The organism is Methylosinus sp. shoA (assembly GCF_059718125.1).
This window is the reverse complement of record NZ_AP046091.1, coordinates 4,166,220-4,180,967: the sequence shown is the minus strand read 5'-3', so window position 1 is coordinate 4,180,967 and position 14,748 is coordinate 4,166,220. Positions and strand designations below refer to the sequence as shown.

15 protein-coding genes and 1 pseudogene are annotated in these 14,748 nt (G+C 66.4%); 10 read left to right on the top strand and 6 right to left on the bottom strand.

The genetic code is table 11. The features are described 5' to 3' along the window. Positions 1-65: 65 nt before the first annotated feature. From AC6IW9_RS19575 to AC6IW9_RS19565, 3 genes are all read left to right on the top strand, one after another. Positions 66-716, top strand: a complete 651-nt coding sequence (locus tag AC6IW9_RS19575) for a class II aldolase/adducin family protein (protein WP_497766452.1) — start codon at positions 66-68, stop codon at positions 714-716. Between the two features lie 47 nt (positions 717-763). After that, on the top strand, positions 764-1,375 hold the full coding sequence (locus AC6IW9_RS19570) for a glutathione S-transferase family protein (RefSeq protein WP_497766449.1): 612 nt from the start codon (positions 764-766) through the stop codon (positions 1,373-1,375). 142 nt (positions 1,376-1,517) lie between these two features. Beyond that, positions 1,518-1,868 carry a hypothetical protein gene (locus AC6IW9_RS19565; RefSeq protein ID WP_497766445.1) on the top strand — a complete coding sequence of 117 codons (351 nt, stop codon included), beginning with the start codon at positions 1,518-1,520 and terminating at the stop codon, positions 1,866-1,868. A 488-nt stretch (positions 1,869-2,356) separates the two neighbouring features. Here the strand turns inward: AC6IW9_RS19565 and AC6IW9_RS19560 are convergent, their stop codons facing one another. Next, positions 2,357-3,724 (bottom strand): PleD family two-component system response regulator, encoded by a 1,368-nt coding sequence (locus AC6IW9_RS19560; protein WP_497766442.1) that lies wholly within the window; start codon positions 3,722-3,724, stop codon positions 2,357-2,359. Positions 3,725-3,737: 13 nt separating this feature from the next. Continuing rightward, positions 3,738-4,109, bottom strand: a complete 372-nt coding sequence (locus AC6IW9_RS19555; protein ID WP_003613091.1) for a response regulator — start codon at positions 4,107-4,109, stop codon at positions 3,738-3,740. A gap of 233 nt (positions 4,110-4,342) precedes the next feature. Between AC6IW9_RS19555 and AC6IW9_RS19550 the strand changes: the two genes are divergently transcribed. After that, entirely contained in the window at positions 4,343-4,588 is a 246-nt protein-coding gene (locus AC6IW9_RS19550) for a DUF3572 family protein (RefSeq protein ID WP_497766437.1), read from the top strand. 95 nt (positions 4,589-4,683) lie between these two features. Here AC6IW9_RS19550 and AC6IW9_RS19545 read toward each other — a convergent pair whose 3' ends face one another. Then, positions 4,684-5,091 (bottom strand): GlcG/HbpS family heme-binding protein, encoded by a 408-nt coding sequence (locus AC6IW9_RS19545; RefSeq protein WP_497766434.1) that lies wholly within the window; start codon positions 5,089-5,091, stop codon positions 4,684-4,686. A gap of 138 nt (positions 5,092-5,229) precedes the next feature. On the opposite strand from AC6IW9_RS19545, the gene AC6IW9_RS19540 reads away from it, so the two are divergent. The 3 genes from AC6IW9_RS19540 to glcF all read left to right on the top strand — a co-directional run bounded on the left by AC6IW9_RS19540 (position 5,230) and on the right by glcF (position 9,418). Continuing rightward, complete coding sequence (locus tag AC6IW9_RS19540; protein WP_497766431.1) at positions 5,230-6,723, top strand: FAD-linked oxidase C-terminal domain-containing protein; 1,494 nt, start codon at positions 5,230-5,232, stop codon at positions 6,721-6,723. Positions 6,724-6,954: 231 nt separating this feature from the next. Further along, complete coding sequence (gene glcE, locus AC6IW9_RS19535) at positions 6,955-8,121, top strand: glycolate oxidase subunit GlcE (protein WP_497766428.1); 1,167 nt, start codon at positions 6,955-6,957, stop codon at positions 8,119-8,121. A gap of 10 nt (positions 8,122-8,131) precedes the next feature. Next, positions 8,132-9,418, top strand: a complete 1,287-nt coding sequence (gene glcF / locus AC6IW9_RS19530) for a glycolate oxidase subunit GlcF (RefSeq protein WP_497766425.1) — start codon at positions 8,132-8,134, stop codon at positions 9,416-9,418. On the opposite strand, the gene AC6IW9_RS19525 is transcribed toward glcF, so the two are convergent. The 3 genes from AC6IW9_RS19525 to AC6IW9_RS19515 all read right to left on the bottom strand — a co-directional run bounded on the left by AC6IW9_RS19525 (position 9,409) and on the right by AC6IW9_RS19515 (position 12,138). Continuing rightward, the gene (locus AC6IW9_RS19525) at positions 9,409-9,960 is read right to left on the bottom strand and encodes a hypothetical protein (protein ID WP_497766422.1); all 552 of its coding nucleotides are present in this window, start codon (positions 9,958-9,960) and stop codon (positions 9,409-9,411) included. The two genes, glcF and AC6IW9_RS19525, sit on opposite strands and share 10 nt — an antisense overlap. Positions 9,961-10,230: 270 nt before the next feature. Then, complete coding sequence (gene trpS / locus AC6IW9_RS19520; protein ID WP_497766419.1) at positions 10,231-11,265, bottom strand: tryptophan--tRNA ligase; 1,035 nt, start codon at positions 11,263-11,265, stop codon at positions 10,231-10,233. A gap of 81 nt (positions 11,266-11,346) precedes the next feature. After that, entirely contained in the window at positions 11,347-12,138 is a 792-nt protein-coding gene (locus tag AC6IW9_RS19515) for an ankyrin repeat domain-containing protein (RefSeq protein ID WP_497766416.1), read from the bottom strand. 361 nt (positions 12,139-12,499) lie between these two features. Between AC6IW9_RS19515 and AC6IW9_RS19510 the strand changes: the two genes are divergently transcribed. The 3 genes and pseudogenes from AC6IW9_RS19510 (at position 12,500) to AC6IW9_RS19500 (ending at position 14,676) form a co-directional block, all read left to right on the top strand. Continuing rightward, positions 12,500-13,198 carry a TonB-dependent receptor plug domain-containing protein gene (locus tag AC6IW9_RS19510; protein WP_497766412.1) on the top strand — a complete coding sequence of 233 codons (699 nt, stop codon included), beginning with the start codon at positions 12,500-12,502 and terminating at the stop codon, positions 13,196-13,198. A 232-nt stretch (positions 13,199-13,430) separates the two neighbouring features. Then, positions 13,431-13,826, top strand: a pseudogene (locus AC6IW9_RS19505) (TonB-dependent siderophore receptor); the annotation flags it as partial. 49 nt (positions 13,827-13,875) lie between these two features. Next, entirely contained in the window at positions 13,876-14,676 is an 801-nt protein-coding gene (locus AC6IW9_RS19500; RefSeq protein ID WP_497766409.1) for a TonB-dependent siderophore receptor, read from the top strand. The last annotated feature ends 72 nt before the right edge of the window (positions 14,677-14,748 follow it).

Sequence of the window (14,748 nt, the reverse complement as noted above, 5' to 3'; positions counted from 1 at the left end):
AGAGTCCTGCGGATGTAGGGGCTCGCGAGCGCCTCGGCAAGAGGCGCGCAAAGGAGGAGGCGAGGGTGGCCGGATCGGATGATCGCGCAGCGCTCATCGCCGCGGCGCGGGAGATGAACGCGCTCGGCATCAATCAGGGAACCTCGGGCAATCTGTCGATTCGCGAAGGCGCGGCGATGCGGATCACGCCGAGCGGTGTTCCCTATGACGCGCTGACGCCGGACATGATCCCGCTGGTTTTCCTCGACGACGGCCGCTATGAGGGCGAAATCGCGCCGTCGAGCGAATGGCGCATGCACCGCGACATTCTGCGCGCGCGAGAGGATGTGAATGCGGTCGTGCACACGCATTCGACCTATGCGACCGTTCTCGCCGCGCTGCGGCGCGACATTCCCGCCGTGCATTATATGATCGGCGTGTTCGGGACCTCGCGCATCCGCTGCACGGATTACGCCCCTTTCGGCACGCAGGCGCTCTCCGACCTCGCCGTTGCGGGCATCGGCCGCGCGCATGGCGTGCTGCTCGGCAATCACGGGATGATCGTCACCGCCGACAGCCTCGATCGCGCGATGTGGCGCGCGGTGGAGCTCGAGACTCTGGCGCGGGTCTATTATCTCGCGCGCCTCGCCGGCGAGCCGGCGATCCTGGCCGAGGAGGAGATCGCCCGCGAGATCGAGCGCTTTTTGACCTATGGGCTGAAGACCACGAAGGCGTGAGCCCTGTCTTGGCGCAGGGCTTGCTTCGCGCCGCCGGGAGGCGCGCGATGAAATTCTATATGACGCCGGGGTCCTGCTCGACGGGCATCCACATCCTGCTCGAGGAGATCGGCCTCGTCTTCGAGGCCTATGTGCTCAATCTGCCGCGCGGCGACCATCTGAAGCCGGAATATCTCGCCATCAATCCGCATGGCACGATTCCGACGCTGGTGCGCGACGACGGCGTCGCGCTCACCGATTTTGTCGCCATCGCGACATGGCTCGCCGAGACATATCCGCGCCGCAAGCTGCTGCCGGAGGACCCGGAAGCCAAGAGCCGTGCGCTGGACGCGCTCGCCTTCGCGACCCGCTACATCCATGGCGAGGGTTTCCGCCGCGTCTTCACGCCGGAGCGCTACGCGGCGGCGGGCGCCATCGAGGCGACCAAGGCGCAGGGGCGCGAGATCGTCGCCGAGGCCTTCGACAAGGTGAATCGCGAGCTCGATGGACAATCCTATGTGGCCGGGAGCTTCTCGATCGCCGACGCCGGTCTGTTCTATGTCGAATTCTGGGCGGACAAGATCGGCATGGAGCTGCCCGCTCATTGCCGCGCCCATTACGAGCTGATGAAGACGCGGCCGGCGGTGCGGCAGGTGCTGGCGGAAGAGGGATATCGATAAGATCGCGCGACAACTTGCCGCATGATCGTCGCCCGGCGGCTCTTGACCCTTCCGCCCCCCTCTCATAGCGTGCCCCTGTAGCTCAGAGTGTGCGGACGTGAGAGCAGCAGCCCAGAGACAGACGAGCATCGGACGAGCGGCCGTGAATGTGGTCGCGGCGTTCCTCCTCGTTCTGCAGACGCTGTCTCTCGGCTTCGTCGGCTCGGCGATGGCGAGCGTCGCCGACGGGCCGCTCGGAGTGGCCTGCGTCACGTCGGACGGCGGCGACGGCCCCTCGGGCTCTTCTCCGGTCGAGCGGCGGCACGTGTGTCCCTGCTGCGTCATTCACTGCAGCTCGGCGATCGAGATCGACGGCGCCGCCGCCACCGTCACCGTGCTGCGGCGGGAGCGTCCGGTCACGACGCACTGGTCCGAATTCCGCAGAGACGTTGCCGGCGCCACACCGGAATTGCGGCCTTTATCGCCACGCGCGCCTCCCGCGAATCTCGTCTGACCTTTCTTTGACGAGCGCGGGCCGGTCGCATGCGACTTTCCCCGAACCAAAGCGATCTATGACGCGGTGAGCGTCATGTATCCGAGGCTTCTCGTCAGAGCGCTTCGCTCCTCGATGGCGCGCCGGTGATGGCTCCTTCCTGCCCTCTCACGCCCGCCGGCGCTCTTCCTCGAGAGCTCGTCTCGGCTTTCCAGGCATCCGCGGCGGCCTCCGGGCCGCGGCGTCTCCTCTTCACTCGGATGCTCTCCTCCGAGTGGGGCTCCCAACTCTCCCTGCCCGAGCGTCTCTCGGGCAGGTTTTTTTGTCTAGGACGTTTGGGGGAGGGGGAGGCGACGGGCGTTTCGTTAGGCGGTAGGCGACAGGAGTTCCCCACTCACGGCTGCCTACTCGTCATTGCTTCGCTCCGCTCGCTCCTCGCAATGACGCCGCCCTGTAGTCGCGGCTTCTTTTGACGCAGTAGAACTCTACTCACTACTCGCTGCTTCCCTTCACGCCGCCGCGGCGGTCACCCGATTGCGGCCGGCGCTCTTCGATTCGTAGAGCGCCTTGTCGGCGCGGCGCAGCAGCGCGTCGGGATTGGCCTCCCGGCCGCGCTCGGCGATGCCGATGGAGGCGGTCACCGGAATGGCGCGGCCGGCGGCGTCGATGGAAAAAGGCTCGGACTGGATAGTGGCGCGCACGCGCTCGGCGACGCGGGTGGCGATGGCGAGCGGCGTGTCCGGCATCACGATGACGAATTCCTCGCCCCCGAGCCGGCAGATGAGATCGGCGCTGCGCACCACGCGGCGCATGCGACGGGCGAAGTTCTTCAGCACCTCGTCGCCCGCGTCGTGACCGTAAGTGTCGTTGACCGCCTTGAAATGATCGATGTCGAGGATCATCAGCGTCAGCGCCCGGCCCTGATGCGCGGCATGATCGAGGAGCGAGGCGAGATGCGTCTCGAGATAGCGCCGGTTGTTGAGGCCGGTGAGCGGATCGACGGCGGCGAGTTCGATCGCCGCCTGCACGTCGGAGCGCAGGCTGTCGGCGTAGCGCTTGCGGCGCAGCTGGCTGCGCACGCGCGCGATCAGCTCATTGGGGTCGACCGGGCGGACGATATAGTCGTTGACGCCGAGATCGAGACTGCGAAGAATGCGCGTGCGATCGTCCAGATCGGCGATGATCAGGATGGGCAGGGCGCGCGTGCGTTCGAGCGAGCGCATCTGGCTCGCGAGACGCAGAGCGTCGAAATCGGCGAGGTCGAGGCTGATCGCCGCCATGTCGAAGCCGCCTTCCGCCGCGCGGAACAAGGCTTCCTGCGGATTGGCCTCGATGGTCACATCATGCAGTCCGCGCAGAGCGGAGACGATGCGCTCCGCCGAACCGGCGCGATCCTCGATGAGCAGGATGCGGCCGTTCTCGCCGGCGTCGAAGGACGAGCGGGTCAACTCGACGAGGCCGAGGCTCGCGGAGGTCACGGCGCGGGCGCGCAATTCGTCGAGCATCATCTTGAGGCGCGCGAGCGAGCGCACGCGGGCGAGCAGGGCCACCTCGTCGACGGGCTTGGTCAGAAAGTCGTCGGCGCCGGCCTCGAGCCCGCGGACGCGATCGGCCGGCTGGTCGAGCGCCGTCACCATGATCACCGGCAGATGCGCCGTCGCCGGATCGGCCTTGAGCCGGCTGCACACCTCGAAGCCGTCCATGCCCGGCATCATCACGTCGAGCAGCACGATGTCGCACCGGTCCTCGCGGCACAATCGCAGCGCGTCCGGCCCGTTGGTCGCGGAGAGCACGTCGAAATATTCGGCCGTGAGACGGGCCTCCAGCAATTTGATGTTGGGGGCGAGGTCGTCGACGATCAGAATGCGTGCGGTCATGGCCGAGGGCCTCTCATCTATCCGCGAGAAATGCGTTCACGGTCTCGAGAAAACGCGCCACAGAAATGGGTTTGGAGAGATAGGCCTCGCAGCCGCCCTGGCGAATCTTCTCCTCGTCGCCCTTCATCGCGAAGGCGGTGATGGCGATGATCGGAATGGAGCGCAGCTCCTCGTCGTCCTTGAGCCAGCGCGTCACCTCGAGGCCGGACACCTCCGGCAGCTGGATGTCCATCAGGATCAGATCCGGAGAATGGCGGCGCGCGAGCGCGATCGCCTCCACGCCGCTCTTCGTCTGCAGGGTCGCATGCCCATTCGCTTCGAGAAGATCGTTGAAGAGCTTCATATTGAGTTCGTTATCCTCGACGATGAGGACGGTCTTCTGCATGGGCGCTCGACTCTCGGCTCTTCTTCATGTCGCGTCTTCCGCCGGCGCGAGGCCGCCTCGGACGCGTCTTCCTCGGCCCCCGCCGCCGCAGCATATGCGGGCGGAACGGCTCGAAGACGAGATCGTCTTCTGGTTAGCAGAGGAAGATTGATGAAATGAAAATCGGAAAGACTACACACCGCGGAGGTGGCGAAAAGCGGGCGATGCGCCCCTCGATTGCCGATGCGCGATCCATGGCTTTGCAGTCGTTGATTTTTTTGTCGCAGGACGCGGAACGCATGGAGCGCTTCCTGGCGCTCACCGGCGCGGATCCGGGCGAGATTCGCGCGCTCGCGGGCGACGACGGCTTTCTGCGCGCGCTGCTCGAGCATGTCTGCGCCGACGAATCGCTGCTGCTCGCTTTCGCGGACGCGGAAGACTGCGATCCGCAGCGCGTCGCCGCCGCTTGCGTCGCGCTCGGCGGAACCGGCTTCGAATAGGGCGCGGATACGGCGGCTCGGAGTCCGTCCCGCGGCCGTGCGATGTCCGGCCCCTCCGGCGCGGCGGGCGGCTCGAAGGACGGGCCCCACCGCCTTCAGCCGTCTTCCGCGACGGCGGCGCCGGCGGCGGCGATAATGCCGTCCTGGAAGGATTGCACGCCGGAGACGCCGATCGCGCCGACCACCTCTCCGCGATAGAGGATGGGCGCGCCGCCTTCGACGGGCGTGATCCCGGGAAGGCTCAGCATGGCCGTGCGGCCGGAGGCGACGACCTCCTCGAGCGCCTTGGTCGGCCGTTTGAACAGCGCGGCCGTTCGCGCCTTGGCCGTCGCGATCTCGCTCGAGGCGGCCTGCGTCCCGTCGAGACGTTGCAGAAGGACGAGATGGCCGCCGTCGTCGACGATGGCGACGACCACGTTCCAGCCGTTCCTGCGGGCCTCCGCCTCGGCGGCGTCGGCGATCCGCCTGGCGTCGGCGAGAGTGAGCGTGAATTTGGTCTGCATGGCGTCCGCTCCTCGCCCGTGTGGATCGGGCTCCACGGCGAGGCTTGCACGCCCGCGCCGGCTCGCATAGGGAGGACCATGAAACGGCCGGCGCGGCAAGCCGGCCACCGCGCCGAGCGCGTCCTCGAGCGAGACCCCATGCCACTCACAATGCCGCCGCCGGAGCCCGCGATCCTCTCGCGCCGCGACGAGATCGTCGCGCGGCTGCGCGCGATCCTGCCGCCGGCGAGCGTCGTCGCCGACGAGACGGCCCGGCGGGCCTATGAATGCGACGCCCTGGCCATGTATCGGACGCTGCCGCTCGTCGTGGCTCTGCCCGAGACGGTCGAGCAGGTTTCGCGCATCATGGCGCTCGCGGCCGAGATGAATGTCAAGGTCGTGCCGCGCGGCGCCGGCACCTCGCTCTCGGGCGGCGCGCTGCCGCTCGAAGACGGCATTCTGCTCGGAATGTCGAAATTCGATCGCATTCTCGAGATCGATTTCGAGAACCGTTGCGCCCGCGTGCAGCCGGGCGTGCAGAATCTCGCCATTACCCGCGCCGTGGAGCACGCCGGCTTCTATTACGCGCCCGATCCCTCCTCGCAGATCGCCTGCACGATCGGCGGCAATGTCGGCGAGAACGCCGGCGGCGTGCATTGCCTGAAATACGGCCTCACGACGAACAACATCCTGGGCCTCGAGATCGTGCTGATGGGCGGCGAGATCGTGCGGCTCGGCGGCAAGCATCTCGACAGCGAGATGTATGACCTCCTGGGGCTGATGACCGGCTCCGAAGGACTGCTCGGCGTCGTGACCGAGGTCACCGTGCGGCTGCTGCAGAAGCCGCAAGCCGCGCGCGGCCTGCTGCTGCCGTTTCCGACGGTCGAGGCCGGCGCGCGCTGCGTCGGCGCGATCATCGCGCGCGGGATCATTCCCGGCGGGCTCGAGATGATGGACCAGGCGACCCTTCGCGCGGTCGAGGATTTCCAGCCCTGCGGCTATCCGCAGGACGCCGGCGCCATCGTGATCGTCGAGCTCGACGGAACGCCCGCCGAGGTCGATCATCTGGTCGCGCAGGTGGAGGCGATCGCGAAAGCGGAAGGAGCGACGGAGATTCGCGTCTCGCAGAGCGAGGCGGAGCGGCTGCGCTTCTGGGCCGGGCGCAAGAACGCGTTTCCGGCGGTGAGCCGTATCGGTCCCGATTATCTCTGCATGGACGGCACGATTCCGCGCCGCCGCCTGCCCGACGTGCTGACGCGCATGGACGAGCTGGCGAAGGCCTGCGGCCTGCGCGTCGCCAATGTGTTCCATGCCGGCGACGGCAATCTCCATCCGCTCATTCTCTATGACGCGTCGAAAGAGGGCGACATAGAGCGGGCCGAGCGGCTCGGCGCCGACATATTGCGGCTCTGCGTCGAGGTCGGCGGCGTGCTCACCGGCGAGCATGGCGTCGGCGTCGAGAAGCGCGATCTGATGGGCGAGATGTTCGACGAGACCGATCTCGCGCAGCAGCAGCGCGTCAAATGCGCCTTCGATCCGCAGCACCGGCTCAATCCCGGAAAGGTGTTTCCGACGCTGCATCGCTGCGCCGAGCTGGGCGCGATGCATGTGCAGGGCGGGCGGCTGCCCTTTCCCGATCTGCCGAGGTTTTGAGGTGATCGTTCATTTCCAATCCCCGTCGTGCGCAACTCCTTCTCCCCCTCGCGGGAGAAGGTGGCCCGGCGGAGCCGGGTCGGACGAGGGCCGCTGCGGTTCGTCGGCGCTCGGGACTTGTCCAAGGGGAAAAATCGACATCGATCGCTGTCGCGGAAGGAGCCCTCATCCGACCCCGCTTCGCGGGGCCACCTTCTCCCGCGAGCGGGAGAAGGGGCGCGAGCCTTCCAAATGCGGCTGAGCCCCCGAGACGAATCCGATGTCGTCGACGCGATCCGCGACGCGCTCGCGGCGGATGCGCCTCTCGCGATCGAAGGGCATGGCTCCAAGGCCGCGCTCGGTCGAGCGGCGCCGCGCGAGCGCATTCTCTCGCTCGCCGCGCTCTCGGGCGTGACGCTCTACGAGCCCGATGAGCTGGTGCTCACCGCACGCGCCGGCACGCCATTGCGCGAAATCGTCGCTCTCATCGATTCACATCGTCAGCAATTGGCCTTCGAGCCGATGGATCACGCGGCGCTGCTCGGCGGCGCCCGCGATGACGCCACCATCGGCGGCGTCGTCGCCGTCAACGCCTCCGGGCCGCGCCGCATCAAGGCGGGCGCGGCGCGCGATCATCTGCTCGGCTTTCGCTGCGTCACCGGCCGCGGCGAGATCGTGAAGTCCGGCGGCCGCGTGATGAAGAACGTCACCGGCTATGACCTCTCCAAGCTCGTCGCCGGCTCCTATGGGACTCTCGCCGCGCTGACCGAGGTGACGCTGAAGGTTCTGCCGCGGGCCGAGACGGAAGAGACGCTGCTGCTCGCCGGCCTCGGCGAGGAGAAGGGACTCGCAGCGCTGCGCGAGGCGTCGGGCTCGCCCTATGAAGCATCGAGCCTCGCCTTCGACCCGAGCGAAAATGTCGCCGCGCTGCGCCTCGAGGGACCGTGGATTTCCGTGGCGAAGCGGCGCGACGATCTCGTCGCTCTGCTCGCTACGGTCGACACGCTGGAAGAGGAGCAAAGCCGCGCCTTCTGGCGGCGCCTGCGCGACGCGGAGCCCATTGCGGAAGGGGAGGGAGTCGTCTGGCGCGTCTCGCTCGCGCCCACCGACGGTTTCGCTTTCGTCGCGGCGTTGCGGCGCGCGGGCGCGCCGCTGCTCGCGCATGTCTATGATTGGGCCGGCGGCCTCGTCTGGCTGCGGCTCGAGGCTGGGCCCGACGCGCATGCGGGCGCCATTCGCATGATCGTCGATCGGCTCGGCGGCCATGCCACGCTCATTCGCGCCGACGCCGCGACGCGCGCCGCGGTCGAAGTGTTTCATCCGCAGCCGGCGCCGCTCGCCGCGCTCACGCGGCGTGTGAAAGAAGCGTTCGATCCGCGCCATATTCTGGAGCGCGGCCGCATGCGCGCGGAATTTTGAGACGGCGACGATGCAGACGCATTTCTCACCCGAGCTCCTCGCCGATTCCGACATGGCGCAATCGGAGAAGATTCTGCGCGCCTGCGTGCATTGCGGCTTCTGTACCGCGACCTGCCCGACCTATCTCGTGACCGGCGACGAGCTCGACAGTCCGCGCGGACGCATTTATCTCATCAAGGAGATGCTGGAGAACGACCGTCCGGCCGACGCGCGCACGGTGCGGCACATCGATCGCTGCCTCTCCTGCCTCTCCTGCATGACGACCTGTCCATCGAGCGTGCATTACATGCATCTCGTCGATCATGCGCGGGCGCATATCGAGAAGACCTACACACGTCCGCTCTTCGATCGTCTCCTGCGCGCCGCGCTCGCTTTCACGCTCACGCGGCCGGCGATGTTCCGCTCATCGCTGCGCGCCGCCGCGCTCGCGCGTCCCTTCGCGCGCTTTCTGCCGAAGCGTCTCTCCGCTCTCGTCGAAATGGCGCCGGCGCGCGTTCCGGCGCCGTCGCCGGTCGATCGGCCGCAGGTGTTTTCCGCCGGCGCGCCGCGGCGGATGCGCGTCGCTCTGCTCAGTGGCTGCGCGCAAACCGTGCTCGACACGCGCATCAATGAATCGGCCGTGCGCCTGCTCACGCGGCTCGGCGCAGAGGTCGTCGTGGCGGAGGGCGCCGGATGTTGCGGCGCGCTGCCGCATCATCTCGGCCATGTCGACGAATCGCACGCGCTCGCGCGCCGCAACATCGAAGCCTGGACGCGCGAGATCGAAACGGGCGGACTCGATCATATCGTCGTCGACACATCCGGCTGCGGGACGAGCGTGAAGGATTACGGCCACTTGTTCCGCGACGATCCGCTCGCCGAACCGGCGGCGCGCGTCGCGTCATTGGCGCGCGACGTCACGGAAGTCGTCGCCGATCTCGGCTTTGCGCCTGCGATCGACGTCGGCGCGCTGCGGATCGCCTATCATTCGGCGTGCTCGCTGCAACACGGGCAGAAGATCACGGATCTGCCGATGGAGCTGTTGCGCCGCGCCGGCTTCGACGTCGTTCCCGTGCCCGAAGGCCATATCTGCTGTGGATCGGCGGGAACCTATAATCTGCTGCAGGCGGAGCTCTCGACGCAATTGCGCGTGCGCAAGGTCGCCAATATCGAAGGGCTCGCGCCGGAAGCGGTCGCCGCCGGCAATCTCGGCTGCATGATCCAGATCGGGCAGGGGACCTCCCTTCCGATCCTCCATACGATCGAGCTCATCGATTGGGCCTGCGGCGGGCCGCGGCCGGCGGCGCTTCAGGGATAGTCGGAGCCGTAGCGGAAGGCGACGAGCCGATCGTGGCGAAAGGTATATTCCGCAAAATAATTCGGCATGCCGACACGCTTCAAAAAGGGATGGTTCGGGTCGTCGGTCTCGTAGCGGATGGTCATGCGTCCGCCTTTGGTCTTCTTCTGCGTGAAGCAGAGTCCGAGCAGATCGATGACGAACTCCTGCGAGACGCCGAGCCGCACGCCGCGCTCGCTCGCGAGATGTTCGGCGTCGAGCGTCTTGCCGGGGCGCCGCGAGGCGCCGACCGCGGAGCGCACCTCGATCACGCCGAACGCGCCGCGCACCGCGCCGGGATATTGCGTGAGCACAGCCATCTCGTTCTTCTCGCGGTTGAAGAGCAGCAGGGTCGGCATATCGTCGCCGGCCAGGGGAAGCTTGTCGAGCGCGCCGAGAACGCGCTCGGCGCTCGCCTCGTCGTCGAGCCGCACGCCTGCAATGTCGGTCTCGGCGAGGATGACCTCGCAGCCGGCCGAGCACGGCTCGCCGATCGCGAGCAGGATCGCTGCTGCGAGCCCCATGTTGATCGTAGGGGCGCGTCCTGCTCCCGCGGAGCGGGAGAAGGCGGCCCGGCGAAGCCGGATCGGATGAGGGTGGTCGGGTTCGCGTGAGAGTGGCGATCTCGCCAGATATCGTCGACGTTCGATCCGATGCGACGATGTCGCGACGCCCTCGTCCGACCCCGCTTCGCGGGGCCGCCTTCTCCCGCAGAGCCGGAGAAGGAGACGCGCGTCGGGACTCTTGTTCGCTTGTCCAGCCGGGCTGTCGGGCGTGATCGCCATCGTCGCGTCTCAGCGCAGGAAGCCGACGATATCCTTTACGGCGTCCATATTGGCGCGCGCCAATTCTCGCGCCCGGTCGGCGCCGTCGCGCAGCACGCCGTCGACATAGGCCTCGTCGGCCGAGAGGCGGCGCATCTCGGCGGTGATCGGCGAGAGCTTCGTGACCGCGAGATCGACGAGGGCGTTCTTGAAGGTCGAGAAATTGGCGCCGCCGAATTCGCCCAGCACATCGGCCTTGGCGCGCTGCGACAGCGCCGCGAAAATGCCGACGAGATTATCCGCCTCGGGCCGTCCCTCGAGGCCTTTCTCCTCCGACGGCAGAGCGTCGGGATCGGTCTTGGCCTTCCTGATCTTCTGCGCGATCTGATCGGCGTCGTCGGCGAGATTTATGCGCGAATAATCCGAAGCGTCCGACTTCGACATTTTCTTCGCGCCGTCGCGCAGGCTCATCACCCGCGTGGCCGGGCCGGAGATCAGCGGCTCGGGCAGCGGGAAGAAGGCCTCGCCGAAGCCGTTGCGCGCGATCGATTCGAAAAAGTCGTTGTTGAACTTCTGCGCGATGTCGCGGGAGAGCTCGAGATGCTGCTTCTGATCGTCGCCGACCGGCACATGGGTGGCGCGATAAATGAGAATATCGGCGGCCATCAGCACCGGATAGTCGAGCAGGCCCATGGAGGCGTTCTCGCGATCCTTGCCGGCCTTGTCCTTGAACTGCGTCATGCGGTTGAGCCAGCCGATGCGGGCGACGCAGTTGAGCACCCAGGCGAGCTCGGCGTGCTCGGCCACCTGGCTCTGATTGAACACGATGTTCTTCTTCGGATCGATGCCGCAGGCGATGAAGGCGGCGGCGATCTCGCGCGTGTTGGCCTTCAGCTTCAGCGGGTCCTGCGGCACGGTGATGGCGTGCAGATCGACGACGCAATAGAGGCAATCGAAGCTCTGCTGCAGCTCGACGAATTTCACGATCGCGCCGAGATAATTGCCGAGGTGCAGATTGCCGGTGGATTGCACGCCGGAGAAGACGCGTTGGGGAAAGCTGGTCATGAGCGAAGCGCCGACTGGGTTGAGGCCGGCGGCTCTTATGGCAATGTGGGGACCAGAGCGCAAGTATCCGCGGCGGAGCCGTCAGCTCTGCGCTTTCCGGCGCCGCGCGGCCTCGCGCATCAGGTCCAGGCATTCCTTGGTCGCGGCCATGTCGAGCGCCGTGAGGCCGAGATCGGTGTCCTGCTGCGGATCGGCGCCCGCGGCGAGCAGAGCGGCGACGGCCTTCGCGCGGCCGGAGGAGGCCGAGAACATCAGCGCCGTCGCGCCGGTGAGATTGACATGGCCGATGTCGATTCCCGCTTCGATCAGGATGCGGATGTTCTCCACACTCTCGCCGACGCAGGCGAGCCAGAGCGCCTGATTGCCGTCGGCGTTGACCGCATGGAGATCGGCGCCGGCGGCGAGGAGCTCCTTCACGAGTTGCGGCGGCGCGAGGCGCGCGGCCGCCATCAGCGGCGTCGCCCCGGTTTTGTCTTTGGCGTTCACATCGTCCGGCGGAAAGCCGTTCTCGACCAGGAAGGCGGTCAGCGCCGCGCCGAGCGCGGGCGCCGACGCGGCGGCGCGCTCGGCCGCCGCCCAGGCCTCATAGCCGCCGTCGAGGCTGTAGACCTGCGAAAAGCCCATATCGGCGAAAATTTTCGCGTAGGCTTGGCTCGAATTGCCATGATAGCAGCAGACGAGCACCGGCGTCTCTTTGGGAGTCTCGAAGAGATAATAAGAGAGATCGTCCTGTGTCGCATTCTCGGCGCCGGCTATGTGCCCGCGCGCGAAAGACGCAGGGTCGCGCACGTCGAGGACGAGCGTGTCGCCGCCGCTCAGGACGCCGCGCGCGGCGGCGACGTCGATCCTACGAAATCCCTGCCCCTCGGTCATTTCTCATCCTCGCTGCGAAAGCGAGCCTTCGGGCTCGCACCGCTCTTGTCGCGCCGTCGGGTTCGGACGAGGTGCGACATGCGAAGACGGGGCCAGAGCGGATGAAGATTTGAACCGACCCGAATTTTCGACGGTCGCGACGCCGCGCCGCGCCACCGGCGAGCATGATCCGACACGAAATCCAAAGGATTTGATCGTACAGGGGTTCATCTGCGCCTCGTCATGGCGAGCAGGACGGCGTCATCTCGCCTGTCTAGAATTGGATGTATTGCAACAAGGCGTTTGTATTATTGCAGGTGATGCCGATCAAGCTTAAACGAGTCGGATGACGATGTGGGCAAGACTTGGGAGGGCTCGCATCATGGTTCGTATTCGTGTTCGGATGACTTGTCGTTCTGCGGCGTCGGCGATCGTGGTCGGCCTTCTCGCGGCATCTGGCGCGCATGCGCAGGAAGCCCTGCCGACGATCGACATCGGACATGACACGCGTGCGGACAAGACGAAATCCGCGGATCGCGACGCCGCGACGGTCGTCGACGGATATGTCCCGCTCGCGACGACGGCCGGAACGAAGACCGCGACGCCGATCATCGAAATTCCGCAGTCGATCTCGATGGTGACGCGCAAGCAACTCGACGACCGCAATGTCCAGAGCGTCACCCAGGCGCTCGAATATACGTCGGGGGTGATCGCGGACGATTTCGGCTATCAGCCGCGCTTCGAGGTGTTCAAGCTGCGCGGTTTCGACATGACCTACACGGGACTTTATCGTGACGGCCTGCGTCAGCCGGCTGCGCCTTTCGGCATTTTCCGGCACGAGCCCTATGGTCTCGAATCGGTCGCCGTCATCAAGGGGCCGAGCGGCGCGCTCTATGGAATAAGCTCTCCCGGCGGCATCATCGACCTTCAGAGCAAGCGGCCGACGCTGACGCCGTTGCGCGAGGTTCAGCTGCAGATCGGCGAATGGAATCGCTACCAGGGCAATATCGATCTCGGCGGTCCGATCGACGAGCGGGGCGTCTTCTCCTATCGGCTGACCGGCGTGTTCCGCGACGGCTAGGACTGGCTGCCGAGCGGCCTGGATCAACGCTACGCCATCGCGCCGGCCTTCCGCCTGGCGCCCGGACGATTCCACCTCTCTGACCGTCTTCGGCGAATATCTGTTCAACCGCACCGACGCGGCGCCGTTCTTCTATCAGAACTATGTCGACGGCGTGCTCTCACGCTTCTACACGAGCGATCCGAACTTCGCCAATTACGATTAGAATCAACGCCGCATCGGCTATGAATTCGTGCACAGGTTCGACGAGCGCGTCACGTTCAAGCAGAATGCGCGCTACGTCAATCTGGTCGCCGACGGACGCTGGGTGGATCCGCTCGATGTCGACTTCGCGGCGGGAGTCATGAGTCGCCTAGCGGGGCGCGTCGTCGATCATTTGAACACGGTCGGCCTCGACAATCGGATCGAGGCAAAATTCTCGACCGGCTTCGTCGAGCACACGGCGGCAGCCGGTCTCGAATGGACCTATGCGCAGAACGACGACAAATACAGCTACCGCTTCGATTTCGTGCCGGACCTGCTTCTCTACCCCGAGCCGTCCTACGGGGCGGTGGGAATCGTTTCGCCCGCCTATTCCTACAATGTGGCGCAGAGGCAGGAGCAGCTCGCCATCTATGTGCAGGAACAGGCGAAGCTCGGCCCCGTCGTGCTGACGGCGGGCGGGCGCCAGGACTGGGGTGCATACGAAGACGGATACTTCGGACGCCGGCGACTTCACCTCGCCCGTCGCCTCTTCGCAGACGCAGCAGAGCGACAAGGCCTCCACCTGGCGCGTGGGCGGCGTCTATCTCGGGCCGTTCGGCGTCGCGCCCTTCGCCAATTATGCGACGGGTTTCGTTCCGTTGCTGGGGACGGGGCCGGATGGGTCGGCCTTCCGGCCCCAGAGCAGCGAGCAGAAGGAATTCGGCGTCAAATTCCAGCCGCCCGGCTGGAACGCTCTGATCACGGCGTCATGGTTCGACATTCGGGAATCGGGCATTCTGCAGCCTGCCTCTTTCAATCCGAATTTTCAGGAGCAGACGGGCGCGGTGCGCTCGCGCGGCTTCGAGATCGAGGGCGTCGCGAGCGTCGGGCCGGGCTGGGACCTGTCTTTCGCCTACGCCGATCTCGACCTGAGATTCGCGGGCGCGCAATCCGATATTCGCGGCAACAGAGTTTCGGGCGTTCCGCGCGCAACGGTCAAGGCGTGGATCGGCTATGCGTTCCAGCCCGGCCATGTAATGGCGGGTTTCGGCGCCGGCTTCGGCGTGCGTCATGCGAGCAGAACGTTCGGCGACGATGCGAACACGCTGGCCTTCAAGGCCGGCCCGACGACCTATATCGACGCCAATCTCCAATACGACCTCTCCCGGATCGATCCGGCCCTCGAAGGCCTGCGGCTCCAGGTGAATGGGCGCAATCTCGCCGACATCCGATATCGCGGCTGCCAGACCGCCTTCTGTTTCTGGGGCCGCGCCGCACGGTCATCGGCTCGGTGATCTATCGCTTCTAGAGGACCGCGTACGTCGACACTTGCATTCGGGATAGGCGTTCGGCTGGACCGGCCGAGC